General features: G+C 43.2%; 20 protein-coding genes, 2 rRNA genes and 1 other annotated feature. All 22 genes read left to right on the forward strand.

Annotated features, from left to right (window positions below):
- A 23S ribosomal RNA gene (locus ACTWQL_RS21525) occupies positions 1–126 on the forward strand; the annotation flags it as partial.
- Positions 127–326: 200 nt separating this feature from the next.
- Positions 327–442, forward strand: a 5S ribosomal RNA gene (rrf, locus tag ACTWQL_RS21530).
- A gap of 877 nt (positions 443–1319) precedes the next feature.
- On the forward strand, positions 1320–2036 hold the full coding sequence (locus tag ACTWQL_RS21535; protein ID WP_443144459.1) for an MgtC/SapB family protein: 717 nt from the start codon (positions 1320–1322) through the stop codon (positions 2034–2036).
- A gap of 127 nt (positions 2037–2163) precedes the next feature.
- Complete coding sequence (locus ACTWQL_RS21540) at positions 2164–2628, forward strand: CtsR family transcriptional regulator (protein ID WP_443144460.1); 465 nt, start codon at positions 2164–2166, stop codon at positions 2626–2628.
- 14 nt (positions 2629–2642) lie between these two features.
- The gene (locus ACTWQL_RS21545) at positions 2643–3167 is read left to right on the forward strand and encodes a UvrB/UvrC motif-containing protein (RefSeq protein ID WP_443144461.1); all 525 of its coding nucleotides are present in this window, start codon (positions 2643–2645) and stop codon (positions 3165–3167) included.
- A gap of 3 nt (positions 3168–3170) precedes the next feature.
- The gene (locus ACTWQL_RS21550; RefSeq protein ID WP_443144462.1) at positions 3171–4244 is read left to right on the forward strand and encodes a protein arginine kinase; all 1074 of its coding nucleotides are present in this window, start codon (positions 3171–3173) and stop codon (positions 4242–4244) included.
- A 13-nt stretch (positions 4245–4257) separates the two neighbouring features.
- The gene (gene clpC, locus ACTWQL_RS21555) at positions 4258–6690 is read left to right on the forward strand and encodes an ATP-dependent protease ATP-binding subunit ClpC (RefSeq protein WP_443144463.1); all 2433 of its coding nucleotides are present in this window, start codon (positions 4258–4260) and stop codon (positions 6688–6690) included.
- Positions 6691–7108: 418 nt separating this feature from the next.
- Positions 7109–8479 (forward strand): DNA repair protein RadA, encoded by a 1371-nt coding sequence (gene radA, locus ACTWQL_RS21560; RefSeq protein WP_443144464.1) that lies wholly within the window; start codon positions 7109–7111, stop codon positions 8477–8479.
- Between the two features lie 3 nt (positions 8480–8482).
- Entirely contained in the window at positions 8483–9556 is a 1074-nt protein-coding gene (disA, locus tag ACTWQL_RS21565; RefSeq protein ID WP_443144465.1) for a DNA integrity scanning diadenylate cyclase DisA, read from the forward strand.
- Positions 9557–9679: 123 nt separating this feature from the next.
- Complete coding sequence (locus ACTWQL_RS21570; RefSeq protein WP_443144466.1) at positions 9680–10789, forward strand: PIN/TRAM domain-containing protein; 1110 nt, start codon at positions 9680–9682, stop codon at positions 10787–10789.
- A 25-nt stretch (positions 10790–10814) separates the two neighbouring features.
- Positions 10815–11513, forward strand: a complete 699-nt coding sequence (gene ispD / locus ACTWQL_RS21575) for a 2-C-methyl-D-erythritol 4-phosphate cytidylyltransferase (RefSeq protein ID WP_443144467.1) — start codon at positions 10815–10817, stop codon at positions 11511–11513.
- Positions 11506–11979 carry a 2-C-methyl-D-erythritol 2,4-cyclodiphosphate synthase gene (gene ispF / locus ACTWQL_RS21580; RefSeq protein WP_443144468.1) on the forward strand — a complete coding sequence of 158 codons (474 nt, stop codon included), beginning with the start codon at positions 11506–11508 and terminating at the stop codon, positions 11977–11979. The genes ispD and ispF overlap by 8 nt, the downstream gene beginning before the upstream one ends.
- Before the next feature lie 89 nt (positions 11980–12068).
- Entirely contained in the window at positions 12069–13535 is a 1467-nt protein-coding gene (gene gltX / locus ACTWQL_RS21585; RefSeq protein WP_443144469.1) for a glutamate--tRNA ligase, read from the forward strand.
- A gap of 50 nt (positions 13536–13585) precedes the next feature.
- Positions 13586–13803 (forward strand) — a binding site (T-box leader).
- 369 nt (positions 13804–14172) lie between these two features.
- A complete protein-coding gene (gene cysE / locus ACTWQL_RS21590; RefSeq protein ID WP_443144470.1) occupies positions 14173–14820 on the forward strand; it encodes a serine O-acetyltransferase in 648 nt (215 codons plus the stop codon).
- Positions 14817–16220 carry a cysteine--tRNA ligase gene (cysS, locus tag ACTWQL_RS21595; RefSeq protein ID WP_443144471.1) on the forward strand — a complete coding sequence of 468 codons (1404 nt, stop codon included), beginning with the start codon at positions 14817–14819 and terminating at the stop codon, positions 16218–16220. Before cysE ends, cysS begins: the two co-directional genes overlap by 4 nt.
- A gap of 20 nt (positions 16221–16240) precedes the next feature.
- Complete coding sequence (locus ACTWQL_RS21600; RefSeq protein ID WP_443144514.1) at positions 16241–16648, forward strand: Mini-ribonuclease 3; 408 nt, start codon at positions 16241–16243, stop codon at positions 16646–16648.
- A complete protein-coding gene (gene rlmB, locus ACTWQL_RS21605; protein WP_443144472.1) occupies positions 16645–17391 on the forward strand; it encodes a 23S rRNA (guanosine(2251)-2'-O)-methyltransferase RlmB in 747 nt (248 codons plus the stop codon). The genes ACTWQL_RS21600 and rlmB overlap by 4 nt, the downstream gene beginning before the upstream one ends.
- Before the next feature lie 2 nt (positions 17392–17393).
- Positions 17394–17903: an NYN domain-containing protein gene (locus ACTWQL_RS21610; RefSeq protein ID WP_443144473.1), complete on the forward strand. Its 510-nt coding sequence runs from the start codon at positions 17394–17396 to the stop codon at positions 17901–17903.
- A gap of 71 nt (positions 17904–17974) precedes the next feature.
- Positions 17975–18625: an RNA polymerase sporulation sigma factor SigH gene (gene sigH / locus ACTWQL_RS21615; RefSeq protein WP_443144474.1), complete on the forward strand. Its 651-nt coding sequence runs from the start codon at positions 17975–17977 to the stop codon at positions 18623–18625.
- Positions 18626–19013: 388 nt separating this feature from the next.
- Positions 19014–19163, forward strand: a complete 150-nt coding sequence (gene rpmG / locus ACTWQL_RS21620) for a 50S ribosomal protein L33 (RefSeq protein ID WP_443144475.1) — start codon at positions 19014–19016, stop codon at positions 19161–19163.
- A 152-nt stretch (positions 19164–19315) separates the two neighbouring features.
- Positions 19316–19510 (forward strand): preprotein translocase subunit SecE, encoded by a 195-nt coding sequence (secE, locus tag ACTWQL_RS21625; protein WP_443144476.1) that lies wholly within the window; start codon positions 19316–19318, stop codon positions 19508–19510.
- Between the two features lie 92 nt (positions 19511–19602).
- Positions 19603–20139 (forward strand): transcription termination/antitermination protein NusG, encoded by a 537-nt coding sequence (nusG, locus tag ACTWQL_RS21630; RefSeq protein WP_221569203.1) that lies wholly within the window; start codon positions 19603–19605, stop codon positions 20137–20139.
- Positions 20140–20352: the final 213 nt, after the last annotated feature.

Here is a 20352-nt window from a genome sequence, read left to right on the forward strand (position 1 = left end):
AAGATGAGATTTCCCATCGCGTCAAGCGAGTAAGATCCCTCAGAGATGATGAGGTTGATAGGTCTGGTGTGGAAGCGTGGCGACACGTGGAGCTGACAGATACTAATCGATCGAGGACTTAACCACATTTTACATCGAAGATGTTTTCAAGAAAGACGTTATCTAGTTTTGAGGGAATGGTTTCCTTCAACTTCATACGACGATTTGTCAGAACCAAGAGATTTGAGGAAGCAAGTGAACGATCACCGGAGTGTACTTTCGCTGTACATGAGGATGAGAGTGAACACAGCTGACAAAGAAGCTCGATGGTTATCACAAATCGATAGTCTGGTGACGATGGCGAAGAGGTCACACCCGTTCCCATGCCGAACACGGAAGTTAAGCTCTTCAGCGCCAATGGTAATTGGGGGCTTCCCCCTGTGAGAGTAGGACGTCGCCGGGCAACTAAAAGAGCAGCTGTAAAGCTGTTCTTTTTTTGTGTTTCAAAAAAGATGCCCGAAAGGGCAAATATATCAAAGAATATGAGGGTTGTGAGGAACAAGGAGATCGAGGAAACCAGGGAGGGACGCCCGCAGCGTATGATATACGCGAGGACCGGAGCGAGTGCCGATGACGAAGATCCGCCGTTCATCGCAGGCCGAAGCCCGAACACGGAAGTGAAGCTTGCGCGCCAATGGTAATCGGGGGCTTCCCCCTGTGAGAGTAGGACGTCGCCGGGCAATCAAGAGAGCAGCTGTAAAGCTGTTCTTTTTTGTGTTTAAGGAAGAAATGAAGAACCCAGATAACCGGATTTGATGTATTCGGAAAGGTGGTTGAGGTACCTTAAAGTAATGCAAGTGTGGCTGGTTATACAAAAAATAGGGGGCTTATACCGTTATTTGTACCGTCAAAGCGCAGAAATTATGATTTGACGTACAGTAAGAGGGTTATTCGTACCGTCAAAGCGTAGATATCGTGATTTGACGTATAGTAAGAGGGCTATTCGTACCGTGAAAGCGCAGGAATCATAATTAGATTACAGCAAGAGGCTTATCTGTTCCGTCATAGAACAGATATAACATTTTGACGTACAGGAACAGAACTATTTTACCTGTTAAAGACCGTATAAGATCGTTTCCGCTTTTCGTTTGCCAGCGGAAAGGGAGTGAATTGTCGAAGAATTCAACCGCATTATTTAAAAGCTCCTACAAGCACTTGACTCAATCACGATAATCATTTTTATTTCACCTTTTATAGCTGTTAGCCTATAATTGAATACTATATACCATACGATGTAATAGTAAGGGCATTATACTTTCATACTTATAGGGGAGATAAACATGGCATTTGATTTGTTCAATTGGTGGACAGACGAAACAGCGACGATCACTATCCGGCTTTTGTTAGCTGCTTTATTGTGTGGATTAGTCGGTATTGAGCGTGAATTCAAACGACATCCAGCTGGATTCCGGACGCACTTATTGGTCGGTGTCGGCGCTTGTTTGATGATGATTTTATCGATGTTCGGGTTTGAGGATTTCTTAAATTCCCATCAGCGTGTCCAGGGATTTGATCCTTCACGTTTACCTGCTTATGTTGTAAGCGGAATCGGATTTTTAGGAGCAGGGACGATTCTGGTACACGGTGTCACAGTAAAAGGACTGACGACAGCAGCATCGATCTGGCTTGTGGCAGGGATTGGCCTTGTAGTAGGTATCGGGATGTATTATGAAGCCATTTTTACAACATTCATCATGATTTTGAGTTTATTGTTCCTGAACAAGTTCGAGGATTTATATTTACGGAAACAGCGTTACCATCATGTCACAGTCATAGTTGAAAATAAAGAAGTATCCTTATCCAGAATCGTAAATGAATTGGAAGCATTGAAAACACCGATTTTAAGTTTATCAGTAGATGATTATCCGAATGATGCTTCGATTCCCCTTATAAAATATACATTCAAAATCCAGTTATCGAACCCAAAAAAGCTGCCGGAATTGTATGACAAGATACAATCCATCGAGTTTGTTCATAAAGTGTTTGCAACAGAGTAAAAAATAGTTTATTCACCTGAAAGTCTGTCTATAATGTAGACATCAAAACATTTGCAACTTACGGGCAAATGTTTATAATTATAGTCAAAGAAAGTCAAAGTCAGATAGTAGGAGGGGCAACGATGGGATGAAAAACATATCTGATATTATTGAAGCGCATTTGAAGGAAATCATTAAAGAAAGCCATAAAAAAGCAATTGAAATCAAACGAAGTGAAATTGCTGAGAAATTTCAATGTGTCCCCTCACAAATCAATTATGTCATCAATACCAGGTTTACGATTGAAAAAGGCTTTATTGTGGAAAGTAAAAGAGGAGGAGGAGGATATATTCGGATTATAAAAGTAGAAACAGATAGTTCGACCATTTTACTTGATGAAATCCTCAAAATGATCAACACACGGGTCAGCCAAGCTACTAGTGAAAACATCATCTACAGGCTATTTGAAGAAAGAATTATAACGAAGAAAGAAGCACGGCTGATGAAAAGTGTAATCGATCGCTCCACAATCAATATCGTATTGCCTTATCGAGATGAACTGCGTGCAAATCTGTTACGAGCAATGATACAAAGCTTGAAATATAAAGATTGAGGGGAGTGTAAGGCGTGTACTGTCAAGAATGCCAACAAAGGCCCGCAACTTTGCACTTCACGAAAATCATCAATGGGAAAAAGAATGAATTCCATATTTGTGAGCAATGTGCAAAGGATAAAGGTGATTTAATACCCGGATCCAATTCGTTTTCAATTCACAATTTATTATCAGGACTACTTCATTTCGATCAACCGATAGGAGGCGCCAGCTCTCAACCAGAAAAACAAGTCACGAAATGTTCTCAATGCGGATTGAGTTACGCTGAGTTTGCGAAGATCGGCCGGTTCGGCTGCACGAACTGCTATAAAACCTTCGAGTCGAAATTGACCCCGATGTTTAAGCGCATCCACGGTGGAAATACAAGCCATACTGGAAAAATTCCTAAACGAGTCGGAAATGATCTAATCGAGCGCAAAAAAATCGACCAACTGAAGCAGCAACTGAAACAGCTCATCACCCAAGAAGAATTTGAAGAAGCTGCTAAAATAAGAGATGAGATTCGAATGATGGAAAAACGGTTCAAAGGGGGGAGCTGATCGATGTCTCTTAAAAAATTTATCAGTGAAGCGATTAGCCCTTGGATGAAAAGAGAAGGTCCTGATTCGGATATTGTCTTAAGCAGTCGGATCCGGTTAGCAAGGAACCTTGAAAATCATGTTTTTCCAATTATTTCGGACGATCAGCAAGCGGATGAAGTAAATCAACAAATCCGAAAACATTATCAGAACGAAACATATGGTAATGTAGGTGTCTTATCGTATATCGATATAGATGATTTGAAACCGATTGAAAAAAGGGTTTTAGTAGAAAAACATTTAGTCAGTCCGAACCTCACAGAAGAACCAAAGCATTCAGGAGTGTTGATGAGTGATGAAGAAAATGTAAGCATCATGATCAATGAGGAAGACCATATACGGATCCAGTGCCTTTTTCCAGGCTTTCAACTGATTGAAGCGTTGACTTTAGCAAGCGGTATAGACGATTGGTTCGAGGAAAAGCTGAATTATGCGTTTGATGAACAACACGGCTATCTTACAAGTTGCCCGACGAATGTCGGTACAGGAATGAGAGCATCGGTCATGATGCACTTGCCAGCTCTTGTACTAACACAGAAAATACAGCGTATCGTTCCAGCGATCAACCAGTTAGGTCTGGTGGTCAGAGGAATTTACGGAGAGGGCAGCGAAGCACAAGGTAATCTGTTTCAAGTTTCAAATCAAATGACATTGGGTAAATCTGAACAGGATATTGTAGAAGATTTAAGAGGAGTCGTCATTCAGCTGATAGAAGAGGAGCGATCCGCCAGAAAACATTTGCTTGAGACCTCGAAATTGCAATTAGAGGATCGGGTTTACCGGTCACTCGGTATCCTAGCAAACAGTCGAATCATACAATCTAAAGAGGCCACTAAATGTTTATCAGATGTACGGCTTGGAATCGATTTGAAATTGATAGAAGGTATTTCACACACAATATTGAATGAACTTATGATACTCACTCAACCAGGTTTTTTACAACAATACGCAGGCGAAACGTTGACCCCTGATGAAAGGGACATCCGCCGAGCAACATTGATACGTGAGAGATTGAAATTAGAAAAGAACAACGAATAGGAAGGTGATCAAGATGATGTTTGGTCGATTTACGGAAAGAGCACAAAAGGTCCTCGCTCTTGCACAAGAGGAAGCGATCCGCCTAGGGCATAACAATGTTGGAACTGAGCATATTCTGCTTGGTTTAGTACGTGAAGGTGAAGGCATTGCAGCAAAAGCACTTTCTGTTCTAGGATTAAGTCCTGAAAAAATTCAAAAAGAAGTCGAAACACTGATTGGCAAAGGTCAGGAGTCCGTCCAAACGATCCACTATACACCAAGAGCCAAGAAAGTCATTGAATTATCGATGGATGAAGCTCGGAAACTTGGTCACTCTTATGTTGGGACTGAACATATATTACTAGGTTTGATCCGTGAAGGTGAAGGCGTAGCAGCGCGAGTCCTGAACAACCTCGGGGTTAGCCTGAATAAAGCACGTCAACAGGTTCTGCAACTGTTGGGAAGCAATGAATCATCCTCGTCATCAGGCGGATCTTCAGTCAATGCGAATACACCAACACTTGATAGTCTTGCGAGAGATCTCACAGCTGTAGCTCGTGATGGCAGTCTTGATCCAGTCATCGGCCGCGGTAAAGAGATTGAACGTGTCATCGAAGTGTTGAGCCGTCGTACGAAAAACAACCCGGTTTTGATCGGGGAGCCAGGTGTCGGTAAAACAGCGATTGCAGAAGGACTCGCACAGCAAATTATCAATAATGAAGTACCTGAGACGTTGAGAGATAAACGCGTCATGACACTTGATATGGGGACGGTCGTCGCTGGAACGAAATACCGTGGTGAATTTGAAGATCGATTGAAAAAAGTAATGGATGAAATCCGTCAGGCCGGAAACATCATCTTGTTCATCGATGAGCTCCACACATTGATCGGTGCTGGAGGTGCAGAAGGTGCAATTGATGCTTCGAACATTCTGAAGCCTGCCCTTGCCCGCGGTGAACTGCAGTGTATCGGTGCAACAACATTAGATGAATATAGAAAATATATTGAGAAGGACGCGGCTTTAGAACGACGTTTCCAACCGATCCGTGTCAATGAGCCGACTAATGACGAATCCATTCAGATTCTAAAAGGATTGCGTGACCGTTATGAAGCCCACCATCGTGTCACGATCACGGACGATGCAATTGATGCGGCGGTAAAATTATCAGACCGCTACATTTCCGATCGTTTCTTACCAGATAAAGCGATCGACTTGATCGACGAGGCCGCTTCCAAAGTACGCCTCCGTTCTTATACAGCACCTCCGAACTTGAAAGAGCTTGAACAAAGGCTCGAAAGTGTCCGTAAAGAGAAAGATGCTGCTGTACAGAGTCAAGAATTTGAAAAAGCAGCCTCGTTACGTGACTCAGAGCAAAAGTTGCGAGAAGAGCTTGAAACGACGAAAAACAGCTGGAAACAAAAGCAAGGTCAGGAAAATACAGAAGTGACACCTGAAGATATTGCACTCGTGGTTGCCAACTGGACTGGAATTCCAGTATCCAAGCTCAAGCAAGAAGAGACGGAGCGATTACTTAATATGGAGGATATCCTTCATAACCGGGTCATCGGTCAAGATGAAGCGGTCAAGGCGATTTCCAAAGCGATCCGCCGTGCTCGTGCTGGATTGAAGGATCCGAAGCGTCCGATCGGTTCATTCATTTTCCTTGGACCGACTGGTGTCGGTAAGACGGAACTTGCCCGTGCACTTGCCGAAGCATTATTCGGGGATGAAGACTCGACAATCCGAATTGATATGTCCGAGTACATGGAAAAGCATACAACAAGCCGTCTCGTCGGTTCGCCTCCAGGATATGTCGGGCATGAGGAAGGCGGACAGCTGACTGAAAAAGTACGCCGTAACCCATACTCTGTCATTCTGTTGGATGAAATCGAAAAGGCGCATCCTGAAGTGTTCAACATCTTACTTCAAGTACTTGAAGATGGTCGCTTGACTGATTCGAAAGGGCGTACCGTCGACTTCCGTAACACGGTTGTCATCATGACTTCCAATGTAGGAGCAAGTACATTGAAACGTAATAAGCACATGGGCTTCACGACCCAATCGGAAGATCAGGCTTATGAAAATATGAAAACCAAGGTAATGGACGAAATGAAAAAAGCGTTCCGTCCAGAGTTCCTGAACCGTATTGATGAAACGATCGTCTTCCATACACTTGATAAAAAACACCTCAAACACATCATCGGCTTGATGTCGAACCAGCTTCAGAAACGTCTTGCTGAGCAAGGTATCGATATTGAATTGACTGAGGCAGCACTAGAGAAGATCGCTGAAGAAGGATACGATCCGGATTATGGCGCACGTCCATTGCGCCGTGCATTGCAGCGTCGAATCGAAGACCGGCTATCAGAAGAGCTGCTTAGAGGTACAATCGCCAAAGGCCAGACAGTACGGATCGACGTGGAAAACAACGACTTCACAGTCAATACCGTTGGTGCCGGCACCTGATAAAAAGGGATCGAGCAAGCTCCATCAGCCCCCAAAGCTGATGGGGTTTTTTGCTTTGTGAGCGGGAATGGAGAAGATTTCGCAGAAAGGTAAGGGTAGATTTGGATCAATTTTCGGACGGTTTTATCATCAAATCCCCAGAAATACCCATATGCTGAGAACTTATGAATACAATGTATAAAAGAAGAGTTCCCAAACCCGTTTATGATATGATGACAATAAAGAAAACTTGGGCTTTGCCAAGCCTTAGCGCAGGCTGAGCCTTAGTTCCTCGAAAAAGCAATCGCTTTTCCTTCGTGCGGTGTATTGCTTCCGAGGCAACCAGCTTGTGCGCTTATATTGAAGAAAGTAGTTATACTTTCTTTAAATGTAACAAATATAGAAAATGGAAACCGCTTGGGAAATGGGGAAAAAATAGATGGCAAAGAGAAAAACAAGTTTCTTATGCTCGGATTGCGGGTATGATTCTCCAAAATGGATGGGGAAATGTCCTGGATGTGGACAGTGGAATACGATGGTGGAAGAAATCACCCAACCTGAGAAAGGACATCGCAGATCCTTTCAAACCGGAGGATCCAGTCAGAAGCCCGCTCCGATCACGAAAATAAAAAGTGAAAAAGAACCTAGGATCAATACGCAGATCAATGAATTGAACCGAGTGCTGGGTGGAGGGATTGTCCCAGGATCGCTCGTTTTGGTCGGCGGAGATCCCGGTATCGGGAAATCCACCCTGTTGCTGCAGACGTCTGCCAAACTCGCTCAATACAACCATACCGTCTTGTATATATCCGGGGAAGAATCGATCAAACAGACGAAATTGAGAGCACAAAGACTTGGAATCAATCATGATAACCTTTATGTCCATGCTGAAACAGATATGGATCTGATCGAAAAAGCGATTGAAGAAATCAACCCCAGCCTATTGATCATCGATTCGATTCAGACTGTTTTCCGAGCTGAAATCACCTCTGCACCAGGAAGTGTTTCGCAAGTAAGGGAATGCACATCCCAGTTCATGAGAATTTCGAAGACGAATGGAATTGCAACGTTTATTGTAGGACACGTTACTAAGGAAGGATCAATCGCAGGTCCTCGCTTACTTGAACATATGGTAGATGCTGTTCTTTATTTTGAAGGAGAGAGGCATCATACGTATCGGATACTACGTGCTGTAAAAAACCGTTTTGGATCTACAAATGAAATCGGTGTTTTTGAAATGAAGGAAGCAGGGTTAGACGAAGTCGAGAACCCCTCTGAAGTCTTTTTAGAAGAACGATCGGACGGTGCAGCTGGTTCTGCTATCGTGGCTTCCATGGAAGGAACACGACCCGTTCTCGTAGAAATACAGGCATTAGTATCACCGACAAGCTTTGGCAATCCGCGCCGGATGGGGAGCGGGATCGATCATAACAAGGTTTCCCTTTTGATGGCAGTCCTTGAAAAAAGGGTAGGGTTATTGATGCAGAATCAGGATGCGTATGTCAATGTTGCTGGAGGTGTCCGATTGGATGAACCTGCGGTGGACCTGGCAATTGCAGTGAGTATCGCCTCCAGTTTCAAAGATAAACCTACGAAACCTACCGATGTGTACATAGGCGAAATCGGTTTGACCGGGGAAGTGCGACGTGTCTCACGTGTTGAACAACGTGTTCACGAGGTTGCAAAGCTAGGGTTCAAACGGGTCATCCTGCCTGAGAAGAATATAGGAGGATGGACAGTCCCTGAAGGAATAGAAGTTGTCGGTGTATCATCTGTTCAAGATACGCTACGCCACACATTAGGAGGATGATGCATGGACGTTACCATGAAAGAACTGATTGTAAGTAAAATGCTTCAATATATAGCACCTGGAACGCCTTTACGTGATGGAATCGATAACGTTCTAAGGGCGAAAACCGGTGGATTGATTGTCGTCGGCTGCAATGACAAGGTCCAGAAGCTTGTCGATGGCGGTTTTTCGATCAATTGCCGCTTCTCTCCAGCTTATTTATACGAATTGGCGAAGATGGATGGCGCAATTATTTTAAATGATGAAGGAAATCGAATCTTATTTGCGAATACTCAACTAATACCAGATACATCGATACCTTCAAAAGAGACAGGGATACGGCACCGTACCGCAGAACGTGTTGCCAAGCAAACCGGAAATCTAGTAGTTTCCATTTCACAGAGAAGGAATGTCATCACGTTGTATCAAGGGAATATTCGTTATTCCTTGCAGGATATCGGTGTAATTCTGACAAAAGCCAATCAAGCATTGCAGACGCTGGAAAAATATAAATCCGTCCTTGATCAGAGTCTGACTGATCTTGGGGCGCTCGAGTTTGAAGAACTGGTTACCTTCCAGGAGGTTTCCCAGGTTATCCATCGCATCGAAATGGTACTCCGTATCCGTAACGAAATCATCAAGTATGTAAACGAACTCGGATCCGAGGGGCGTTTGATCAGCATGCAGATGGAGGAACTCGTATCCAATATCGAATCGGAAGCCGCTCTCATTGTGAAAGATTATGCTAAAGATTCGAAAGTAGATCCATATCGGACCTTAAATGAACTGAAAAAACTTTCCAGTGAAGAATTATTAGAAGAAAATGCGATTGTGCGGTTATTAGGTTACCTCCCATCAGCGAATATATATGAAGAGCCGGTCAAGCCAAGGGGCTATCGTATTTTGCATAAAATACCGAGATTGCCTTCCCTTATCATTGAAAATCTCGTCCAACATTTCAAACACCTTCAAAATACATTGAAGGCTTCGATTGAAGAATTGGATGAAGTAGAGGGCATCGGAGAAATCCGTGCTCGGAAAATCAAGGATGGTTTGAAGCGGATCCAAGAGCAGCTGTTTCTTGATCGCCATATCTGACATAAAATAGATAGGATTACGAGTTCAAATGACTGTATTTTTCATGTAATTTTATGTAAAATGATAGCAATAGGTTTCAAATTTGATGAACTGTCTATAATGAAAAGAAGGAGGTGAACAATTTTGTTAAAGCGAATTGTTCAATTGTTTATTATCATCGTGGGTGGGACCCTGGGTTACTTGTATGTACCTGAACTTATACGATTATTAAATAATTTAATTAATATTGGAGATTTACCTGGGTTCGTTACATCACCTTACATGGGAACTGTCATTGGTGCAATTGTCTTTTACCTAAGTACATTCTGGTTGGCGGATTATATCGTCGGGTTCATCCAATGGATTGAGGAATCCTTGATGAAGGCGCCTGTAGCTGATGTGCTCTTTGGTTCATTCGGTTTGATTTTCGGTCTGTTTGTTGCTTATTTAGCCATGTTTGCGTTGAACAGTATGGAATTGAGTATCGTTGTGAATGTGATCGGCTTTTTCGTCACTGCTTTGTTAGGGTATATCGGGTTCCAGTTCGGTTTCAAGAAACGTGAGGAGTTAGTCAACGTATTTACTTCAGCACGTTTTGCGAATAAGAAAAAGGAAGCGGAAATCGAAACAAAATCTACGGGCACCGGTATATTGAAAATCCTTGATACGAGTGTCATAATTGACGGTAGAATCGCAGATGTTTGTCAGACAGGATTTTTGGAAGGTCCGATCGTCATCCCTCAATTCGTCCTTGAAGAATTGCAGCATATCGCGGATTCTTCTGATGTATTAAAAAGGAATAGAGGACGTCGGGGGCTCGATATCCTGAACCGGATCCAAAAAGAGCTTGCTGTCAAAGTTGAAATCTACGAAGGTGACTTTGAAGACGTTCAAGAAGTTGATAGTAAGCTTGTGAAGCTAGGGAAATTAGTCTCTGGAATGGTCGTAACGAATGATTATAACCTGAATAAGGTATGTGAGTTCCAGGGTGTTCCAGTGTTGAATATCAATGATTTAGCCAATGCTGTCAAACCAGTGGTCCTTCCAGGAGAAGAACTGAATGTTCAGGTGATCAAAGACGGAAAGGAACAGAATCAAGGTGTGGGATATCTTGATGATGGCACAATGATCGTTGTGGAAGATGGACGTGATTATATCGGTAAAACGATTGATGTCCTGGTTACAAGTGTGCTCCAAACATCTGCCGGTCGAATGATTTTTGCAAAGCCTAAACTGTTAGAAAAGGCTCTGTAATCCTTTCGGAAAGTAGATGAGATGTGTGGATTATGTCGTGATCATTCCTGCTGCCGGTCAAGGTAAACGGATGGGTGCAGGTAAGAATAAACAATTCATAACACTTCAAGGAATACCACTTATCGTTCATACCTTGCGGATTTTTCAAGAGGATGATTGGTGCAGTGGTATTATCCTTGTCGGAAATAAAAACGAGTTGGCTGAACTCGAACGGATCGTCGCCACTTATAAGTTGGATAAAGTTGAACATATAATCCCAGGCGGTCATGAAAGACAACATAGCGTGTATGAGGGAGTAAAAGCGATTGATTCAGAAACGCTCGTATTGATTCATGATGGCGCCAGACCGTTCGTTTCGATTGAATCCATCCATAACCTTGTTACGAAAACAAAAGATTGTGGTGCAGCTGTTCTTGCAGTACCGATTAAAGACACAGTGAAGCGGATCAATCAGAATACCGTCATCGAGACTGTGGATCGAAGTAGCTTGTGGGCTGTTCAAACCCCACAAGCTTTTCATCTGTCCCTTATCCGGGATGCACATGAAGCTGCTGCAGAGAAAGGGCATCTTGGTACAGATGATGCTAGTCTGGTTGAACATTTTGGACAACCTGTGTCGATCGTAAAAGGGGATTATCTGAATATCAAGTTGACGACAAAGGAAGATTTGTTGTTTGCGAATGCAATCATTCGGGAGAGGGAGGCGCAACAAAAGGATGTTTAGGATAGGACAAGGCTTTGATGTACATCAATTGGTTGAGGGGAGGCCGCTTATCGTCGGAGGTGTAACCATCCCGTACGAAAAAGGTCTGCTCGGACATTCTGACGCAGATGTCCTCTTGCATGTCATCACCGATGCCGTTCTCGGCGCAATCGGTGAAGGTGATCTTGGAAAACACTTCCCAGATACGAGTGATGATTTTAAAGATATCGATTCGAAAATCCTATTGAAGCATGCGTATGAACTGGGTAAAGAAAAAGGATTTTCACTCGGGAATGTGGACGCAACGATCATCGCCCAGCGCCCGAAAATGGCTCCTTATATTGAAGACATGAGAAACGTCGTCGCTGAATTGCTTGAGGCTGAACTTGATCAAGTGAACATAAAAGCGACCACGACGGAAAAACTAGGTTTTACGGGTAGAGGAGAGGGAATCGCTGCCCAGGCAGTCGTTTTATTGGAGAAATAGCAATTCCTGTTGGTGGGAATCATTAACAGGAAGGTGCTTTACAACTATGATAGAATAGCTACAAAGAAAATGTGGAAGGTGAGATCATTATGTCTAACGTAAGAGTTCGTTATGCACCAAGTCCAACAGGACATTTACATATCGGTAATGCGCGTGCGGCTTTGTTCAATTACTTGTTTGCCCGCAGCCAGAACGGGACATTCGTAATTCGTATTGAAGATACCGATCAAAAAAGAAATGTAGAAGGCGGCGAATACAGCCAGCTCAACTATTTGAAATGGCTTGGCATCGATTGGGATGAAAGTGTCGATGTCGGTGGTGACTACGGTCCATATCGCCAGATGGAGCGTATTGATATTTACCGCGAACACTACAATGATCTGCTCGATCGAGGTTTAGCATATAAATGCTATTGTACGGAAGAAGAACTCGAACAAGAAAGAGAAGAACAGCAGGCGCGCGGCGAAATGCCTCGCTATTCCGGAAAGTGCCGCCACTTGACGACAGACGAGCGGGAAAAGCTTGCGGCAGAAGGAAGAAAACCAAGTATCCGTTTTGCGGTTCCACGTGGAAAGGAATATTCGTTCATCGACATCGTAAAAGATCGCGTAACCTTCGAATCTGATGGAATCGGTGACTGGGTCATCGTGAAAAAAGATGGCATTCCGACATACAACTTCGCAGTTGCTGTTGATGACCATCATATGAAGATTTCTCATGTTTTACGCGGAGACGATCATATTTCGAATACGCCGAAGCAACAGATGATTTATGAAGCCTTCGGATGGGATGAACCGAAATTCGGTCATATGACCTTGATCGTTAACGAAAACCGCAAAAAGCTCAGTAAGCGTGATGAATCGACGATCCAATTCATCGAACAATATGAAGACCTCGGCTATTTACCTGAGGCGTTATTCAACTTCATCGCTTTGCTTGGCTGGTCTCCAAAAGGGGAAGAGGAGCTGTTCACGAAAGAACAGTTCATCGAAATTTTTGATGCAGACCGATTGTCTAAAGCGGCAGCAGTATTCGATACGAAAAAATTGGAATGGATGAACAACCAATATATCAAACAAGCCGACTTCGATCGTGTACTGAATTTGACTGTTCCCCACCTAGAGCGTGCTGGACGTGTTCCTGAAGAGCGTAATGAACAACAGGAAGCTTGGGTTCGTAAGCTTGTCGCCCTATATCAAGAGCAGCTTACGTTTGGAGCGGAAATTGTACCTTTGACGGAATTGTTCTTCAACAAATCTGTTGATTACAATGAAGCAGCTGCTGAGGTATTAAGCGAAGAACAAGTTCCCGAAGTATTGACCGGATTGATTGAACAAATCAGGCCGATGGAGACATTCGAACCTGCTGAAATCAAGTCTGCGATCAAAGCAACGCAAAAAGCGACCGGACACAAAGGCAAGAAGTTGTTCATGCCGATCCGTGTAGCGGCGACAGGCCAGTCCCACGGACCAGAACTTCCGGATTCCTTATCATTGCTTGGTAAAGATGTGGTCATCGCAAGGCTAGAAGATGCAATCCAGCAATTCGGAAACTAAACGATACACATTTTAAGTGAAATGTAATATAGTAAAAAGAAAACAATGACAATAAATCTGTGAAGAGGAGAAGTAAGGTGTGCCATTTCTTAGTAGAGAGAACCATCATCGGCTGAAAGTGGTTCAAGAAAGGACGCCCGAAATGCACCTCTGAGACTCTTATTGAAACGAGTAGATAGGAGCGGTTCTTCCACCGTTAGAGGAAGCTGAGAGAGAAGAGCATTCGTTCTTCTAAACAGAGTGGGACCGCGCCAAAAGCGTCTCTGTGAGTGATCACAGAGGCGTTTTTTTATGTTTTCCCTTTTGCTCCCCCAGTCTCTTTTCGTTTGAAAAAGAATGCAGTTCCAAGAGACTTTATGAAAAACAGTGTTGAATAGGAGTGCGACACTCCTTCGGGGAAAGCGAACAGGTGTAACGGACATGAGAGACGTTATCTGTGAACAAAACAGCTGATTTTCCATATTTTTCACTAAATAAGGTCCCTGGTGTCCGTTAGCATCTCAATTAATATTAAAAACGGCTAAATAAGGTCTCCTGTGTCCGTTAAAAGACATCTGGGAATGAATATCCCAAACATATCCAAAACGCATTAAAAAGTTTTATCTAAAGAAAATCATAGTGGAGAGGAGTGACGTATATGTTTAAAACCTTGAAGGAAGATATCGATGTGGTATTCGACCAAGACCCTGCTGCAAGAAGCTATTTTGAAGTGATTTTGACCTATTCAGGTCTGCATGCCATTTGGGCACATCGCTTCGCACATTTTTTCTGGAAAAAGAAATTCTTCTTTTTGGCCCGCGTCATATCGCAATTGAGCCGTTTCATTACTGGTATTGAAATACACCCTGGTGCAAAGGTGGGCAGACGCTGTTTCATTGACCATGGAATGGGTGTCGTCATTGGCGAAACATGTGAAATCGGAGATAACGTAACCTTATTCCAGGGCGTAACATTAGGTGGAACCGGGAAAGAAAAAGGTAAACGTCACCCGACGCTTGAAGATCATACATTGGTTGCAACAGGTGCGAAAGTTTTAGGTTCGATCACAATAGGTAAGTATTCTAAGGTGGGAGCGGGATCGGTCGTTTTACAAGATGTACCCCAAAATTCCACGGTCGTCGGTATACCCGGCAAGGTAGTGGTTCAAGATGGCGTTCGCGTGAAAGGGGATCTCGACCATAGTGACCTCCCGGATCCTGTATCGGATAAATTGAAAGTGATGGAGAAAGAAATCGAGCGTTTGAAAGAAGAAATCGAGTTTTTAAGAAGGAGTGAGTTGAAATGAGCATTCACATTTATAACACATTGACACGGCAAAAAGAACCATTCAAACCAATTGAAGAAGGAAAAGTGAACATGTATGTGTGTGGACCGACAGTCTACAACTACATTCATATCGGAAATGCGAGGCCCCCGATCGTCTTCGATACGGTCCGCCGTTATCTCGAGTATCGAGGATATGATGTTCATTTCATCTCAAACTTCACAGATGTAGATGACAAAATCATCAAGGCTGCAAATGAACTTGGTGAGGAAGTGCCAAGTTTAGCGGAAAGGTTCATAGAGGCCTACCACAACGATACAACCGAATTGAATGTCAGAAAAGCCGATCTCCATCCACGTGTAACCGAAACAATGGACGATATCATCCAATTCATTGAAACATTGATTGAAAAAGGATACGCCTATGAAGCAGGGGGAGACGTCTATTTCAGGACGAAGAAGTTCAAGGATTACGGGAAGCTTTCACAGCAATCGATTGATGAACTCCGTGTGGGGGCGAGGATCCAGGTAGGAGAACACAAAGAAGATCCGTTAGATTTCGTCTTATGGAAAACAGCCAAAGAAGGAGAAATCTTCTGGGAAAGCCCATGGGGTAAAGGAAGACCAGGGTGGCATATCGAGTGCTCTGCCATGGTGAAAAAATATCTGGGAGACACAATTGACATCCACGCAGGCGGGCAAGACCTATCATTTCCTCACCATGAAAACGAGATTGCTCAATCTGAAGCATTGAATGATAAGAAGATGGCAAATTATTGGATGCATAACGGGTATATTAACATCAACAATGAAAAAATGTCGAAGTCACTCGGGAATTTCATCCTGTTGCATGACCTAATCAAAAAGGTCGATCCGCAAGCGTTCCGATTCTTCATGCTGAATGTACATTACAGACACCCGATTAACTTCACTGAAGAACTGCTTGAAAGTGCAAAGACAAGTTTAGACCGGATCCGAACGACTGTTGAAAACCTAGAACATCGTATCGAGCATAGTGCGGATCTGGGTATGGATAATGAAAAATGGCTGCAAAAAATCGAGGATTACAAGCAGCGTTTCATCAAGGAAATGGATGACGATTTCAACACTTCGAATGCAATCGCAACCCTGTTCGATTTGTCTAAAGAAGCGAATGTATACCTACAAGAAAAGAATACAACCATTGAGGTGTTAGAGAAATTCGTTTCAGTTATTGCGGAAATCGGAGAGGTTCTAGGGTTAGTTCTTAAAGGTGAAAAAGAGTTATTGGACGAAGACATCGAAGCATTGATTGAAAAACGGAATCAAGCACGTAAAGAAAAGAACTTTCAACTTGCTGATGAAATCCGAGATAATTTGGTTGAGCAAGGCATCATACTTGAAGATACTCCTCAAGGAGTAAGGTGGAAACGGAAATCATGAAGGAGCCTTACAGTCAGTCAATTGCAGATCCGAAACAATTAAAATCCTCTGCTCTCGCTTATATTGGGGATGCTGTCTATGAAGTGTATATCCGTTCCTATTTGTTAGGGAAAGGAGAGGTTAAACCACACCAGCTGCATAAGCTTTCTACCCGTTATGTTTCAGCCAGGGCTCAAGCATCTGTCATTTTGACGATGCTTGAGAACCTTGAATTGACGGAAGAAGAACAAGGCGTGGTCCGTAGAGGAAGGAATAGTAAAATGGGAACGATTCCGAAGAATACAGACATCCAGACCTACCGATATGGGACAGCCTTTGAAGCCTTGATTGGATTTCTATATTTATCCGACAGTAAAGAACGTCTGGATTCGATCATTGAAAAGGCGATAACCATCGTAGAAGAACCTGAAGGAGGGGAAAGCAGATGAATAATGATATCGTAACCGGAAGGAACCCTGTCCTCGAAGCACTTCGATCTGGACGAGACATCAACAAGATCATTGTGGCAGAAGGGGCACAGAAAGGGTCGATCGGACAAGTTATCAGTCAGGCTAAGAAAGAACGGATCCAAGTCCAGTATGTTCCAAAGAAAAAGCTGGATTCCCTGGCTGAAGGAGTCAATCATCAAGGTGTGCTGGCTTATGTAGCGGCTTATGATTATGCAGATATCGAGGATATTTTCGATCTAGCGAAAAAACAGAATGAAGATCCATTCTTCCTTGTGTTGGATGAAATCGAAGACCCTCATAATCTCGGGTCGATTTTACGGACAGCCGATGCCTCCGGTGCACATGGTGTGATCATACCGAAACGAAGGGCGGTAGGATTGACCTCAGCTGTGGCAAAGGCTTCGACAGGTGCAATCGAGTACGTGCCCGTTGTCCGTGTGACGAATATTGCAAGGACAATTGAAGACTTAAAGGCGCGCGGAGTATGGTTTGTTGCGACAGATGCCAGAGGAGACCAGGACTACACGGATGCGAAATACGATATGCCCATCGGGTTGGTCATAGGAAGCGAAGGAAAAGGGATCGGTCGATTGGTGAAGGAAAAATGTGACTTTCTCGTATCTCTTCCAATGAAAGGTAAAGTGACTTCCTTGAATGCTTCGGTGGCTGCAGGACTGTTGATGTACGAGGTATTCAGGCAACGAAGGTCTTCCGGTGAATAACGGTGGAGATTCTACTGGTTGACGGCTATAACATGATAGGGGATTGGCCGGACCTCCGAATCCTTAGGGATGATGACCTTGCCGCCGCACGTGATCTTTTGGTCGATAAGATGGCAGAATATCAGGCATACACGGGCATGAGAGTAATCGTCGTTTTTGATGCCCATTATGTACCAGGGAACGAAACGAAATACAAAAACTATCGGATCGAAGTTATTTTTACAAAAGAAAATGAATCGGCAGATGAGCGAATTGAAAAGCTGGCAAAAGAACTGAAAGACATCCGCACCAAAGTCCATGTAGCTACATCTGATTTTATGGAACAATGGGTTACGTTTGGCCTTGGAGCTCTGCGGAAGTCTGCTCGGGAACTGGCAATCGAGGTAGACAATATCGAAAAAAGAATCAGTCGAAAAGTGAAAGATATTCAAAATGAAAGGCGCTCTTCAGCCTTGACATTATCAGATGAAGTTGCAGAAATTTTTGAAAAATGGCGGCGAGGGGACCGGTGAGTGGTTGACGCTTGTCGAATCTGACTGTATAATATTTCTATATCTAGGTCGCCATGGTCGGAGGGATTCTCGTGAGCATAGAACTCAAAGAGATTGTACACCCGAAATTTGACGAGCTTGAAGATGAGTCGATTGTGGAGCAGGTTCACGAAGGTAACAGCCCCGCACTTGAATACTTAATCAACAAGTACAAGAATTTCGTCCGCGCAAAAGCACGGTCTTATTTTTTGATTGGTGCGGATCGCGAAGACATCATTCAAGAAGGTATGATTGGACTTTACAAGGCTATCCGTGATTTTAAAGAGGACAAGCTATCTTCTTTCAAGGCTTTCGCTGAACTTTGTATTACTCGCCAGATGATAACCGCCATTAAAACGGCAACAAGACAAAAACACATTCCGCTTAATTCATACGTATCACTCGATAAACCAATTTATGATGAAGAATCTGATCGGACGCTGTTGGATGTCATATGTGGTTCAAGGGTAACAGACCCGGAAGAGCTGATCATCAATCAAGAAGAATTTGATGATATCGAACTCAAAATGGGGGAACTGTTAAGTGATCTGGAACGGAAAGTATTGATGCTTTATCTTGATGGACGATCTTATCAGGAGATTTCGGTTGATTTGAATCGTCACGTGAAATCAATTGACAATGCCCTTCAGCGAGTAAAAAGAAAACTTGAACGTTATCTCGAGTTAAGAGAAGTTGGATTATAGAGAACTCTTAAAAAACTTGGCGAATGTGAACCTTTGTTGCGCTTATACTTGAGAAATTCATCAAGTGCAAAAAAGCATCAAATTTAATACGGCGACTTTTGAACGCGCATTCACTATTGACAGGGAAGGATATGTCCCTGTTTTTTTCTTGCACTTTATAGGGTGGCTCAAAAAGTCACTGTCAACTTTTCGACTTTTTTGGACTTTAATGCTGATTCAAAAGTCACAAATATACATTTTAAAAACGTATCCAGAGTGCTTTGGAGCACGCTCTGGTTGCGTTGACAGGACTATACCCCTGTGATAAAGTGTATAGCATAAAATGGACAAAGTATGGATTAAACTCGAAAATTGTTCGGATTTTGATGTGTTCTGGAGATGATTACTGATGCGTACGAAGGTCATACTTGCTTGTGAACAATGTAAACAACGAAACTATTCGACTAAGAAGAACAAAGCAAGTGATCAAGGTCGAAATGAAATGAAAAAGTTCTGCAAACATTGCCAGACGCACACGTTACATCGTGAAACCAAATGAAATCCGTCCGACGATCAGATAAATAGAACCGTATTGCCTGCGGTAGCCGCCGATTCAACATTGAACCTGTCACTTTATGCAAATCAACATGGCAAAACGGGAAGTTTAGGGAGTTATTCATTCATAACCAATTTTACTGGGGGGTAAAATAAATGGCTGGAATTGCACAAAAAACAGGTAGGTTTTTCACTAATGTCGTCAGGGAACTAAAAAGGGTTTCTTGGCCGAATCGTAAAGAATTGACAAAGTACACAATTACTGTTTTGGCGACAGTAATTTTCATCGTAATATTCTTTGCATTGATTGACCAAGGATTAACTTGGGTCATTGAAACCGTATTTGAATAATTGAACGTACTTGATTAATCTGAAAAACAAATGGCTACAATGGTAAAGTATATCCGTTTGGGAGGGAAAGGACGATCGTGTCCTCACAAGTTATGGAAAAAAGATGGTATGTAGTACACACGTATTCTGGATACGAAAACAAGGTAAAAGCGAACCTGGAAAAGCGCGTTGAATCAATGGGCATGGAGGATAAAATCTTCCGTGTGCTTGTGCCGCAAGAAGAAGAAACAGAAATTAAAAACGGCAAGAAGAAGACCGCTATGAAGAAGGTGTTCCCAGGGTATGTCTTGACAGAGATGGTCATGACAGACGATTCCTGGTATGTCGTACGGAATACACCTGGTGTTACAGGATTCGTAGGTTCCACGGGTTCAGGCTCGAAACCTACACCCCTGTTACCTGAAGAAGTAGATCGTATTCTATCTAGCATGGGACTTGAAAAACCAAAAGCTGAGGTCGATTACGAAGTTAAAGAAAGTGTGAAAATTAAAGAGGGTCCTTTTGCGAATTTCGTAGGCTCTGTTGAAGATATCGACATCGATAAACAAAAGCTCAAGGTCCACGTCAACATGTTCGGAAGAGAGACTCCTGTTGAGGTTGGGTTTACCCAAGTCGAGAAGATCCAATAGCTATACTCCATGTACCTGCGTCTACTAGTAATCCTTTGGAGAAAGCTTCCTCGGTACAACTCGTAGAATGCGTGCAAGTATCGCTCGTTGATAAACGGCGAATTTCCGACGCACAGGACGTGACGGTTTTAGTAGCCGGTGATCGTTACTCGTTTTTCCGGTCCTCACGTATTGACTTACTGGGTGAGAAAGTTGCTTTAAGCCACTCGGAAC

The sequence above is a fragment of the Pseudalkalibacillus sp. R45 genome, assembly GCF_052246725.1.
GTDB lineage: Bacteria > Bacillota > Bacilli > Bacillales > Fictibacillaceae > Pseudalkalibacillus.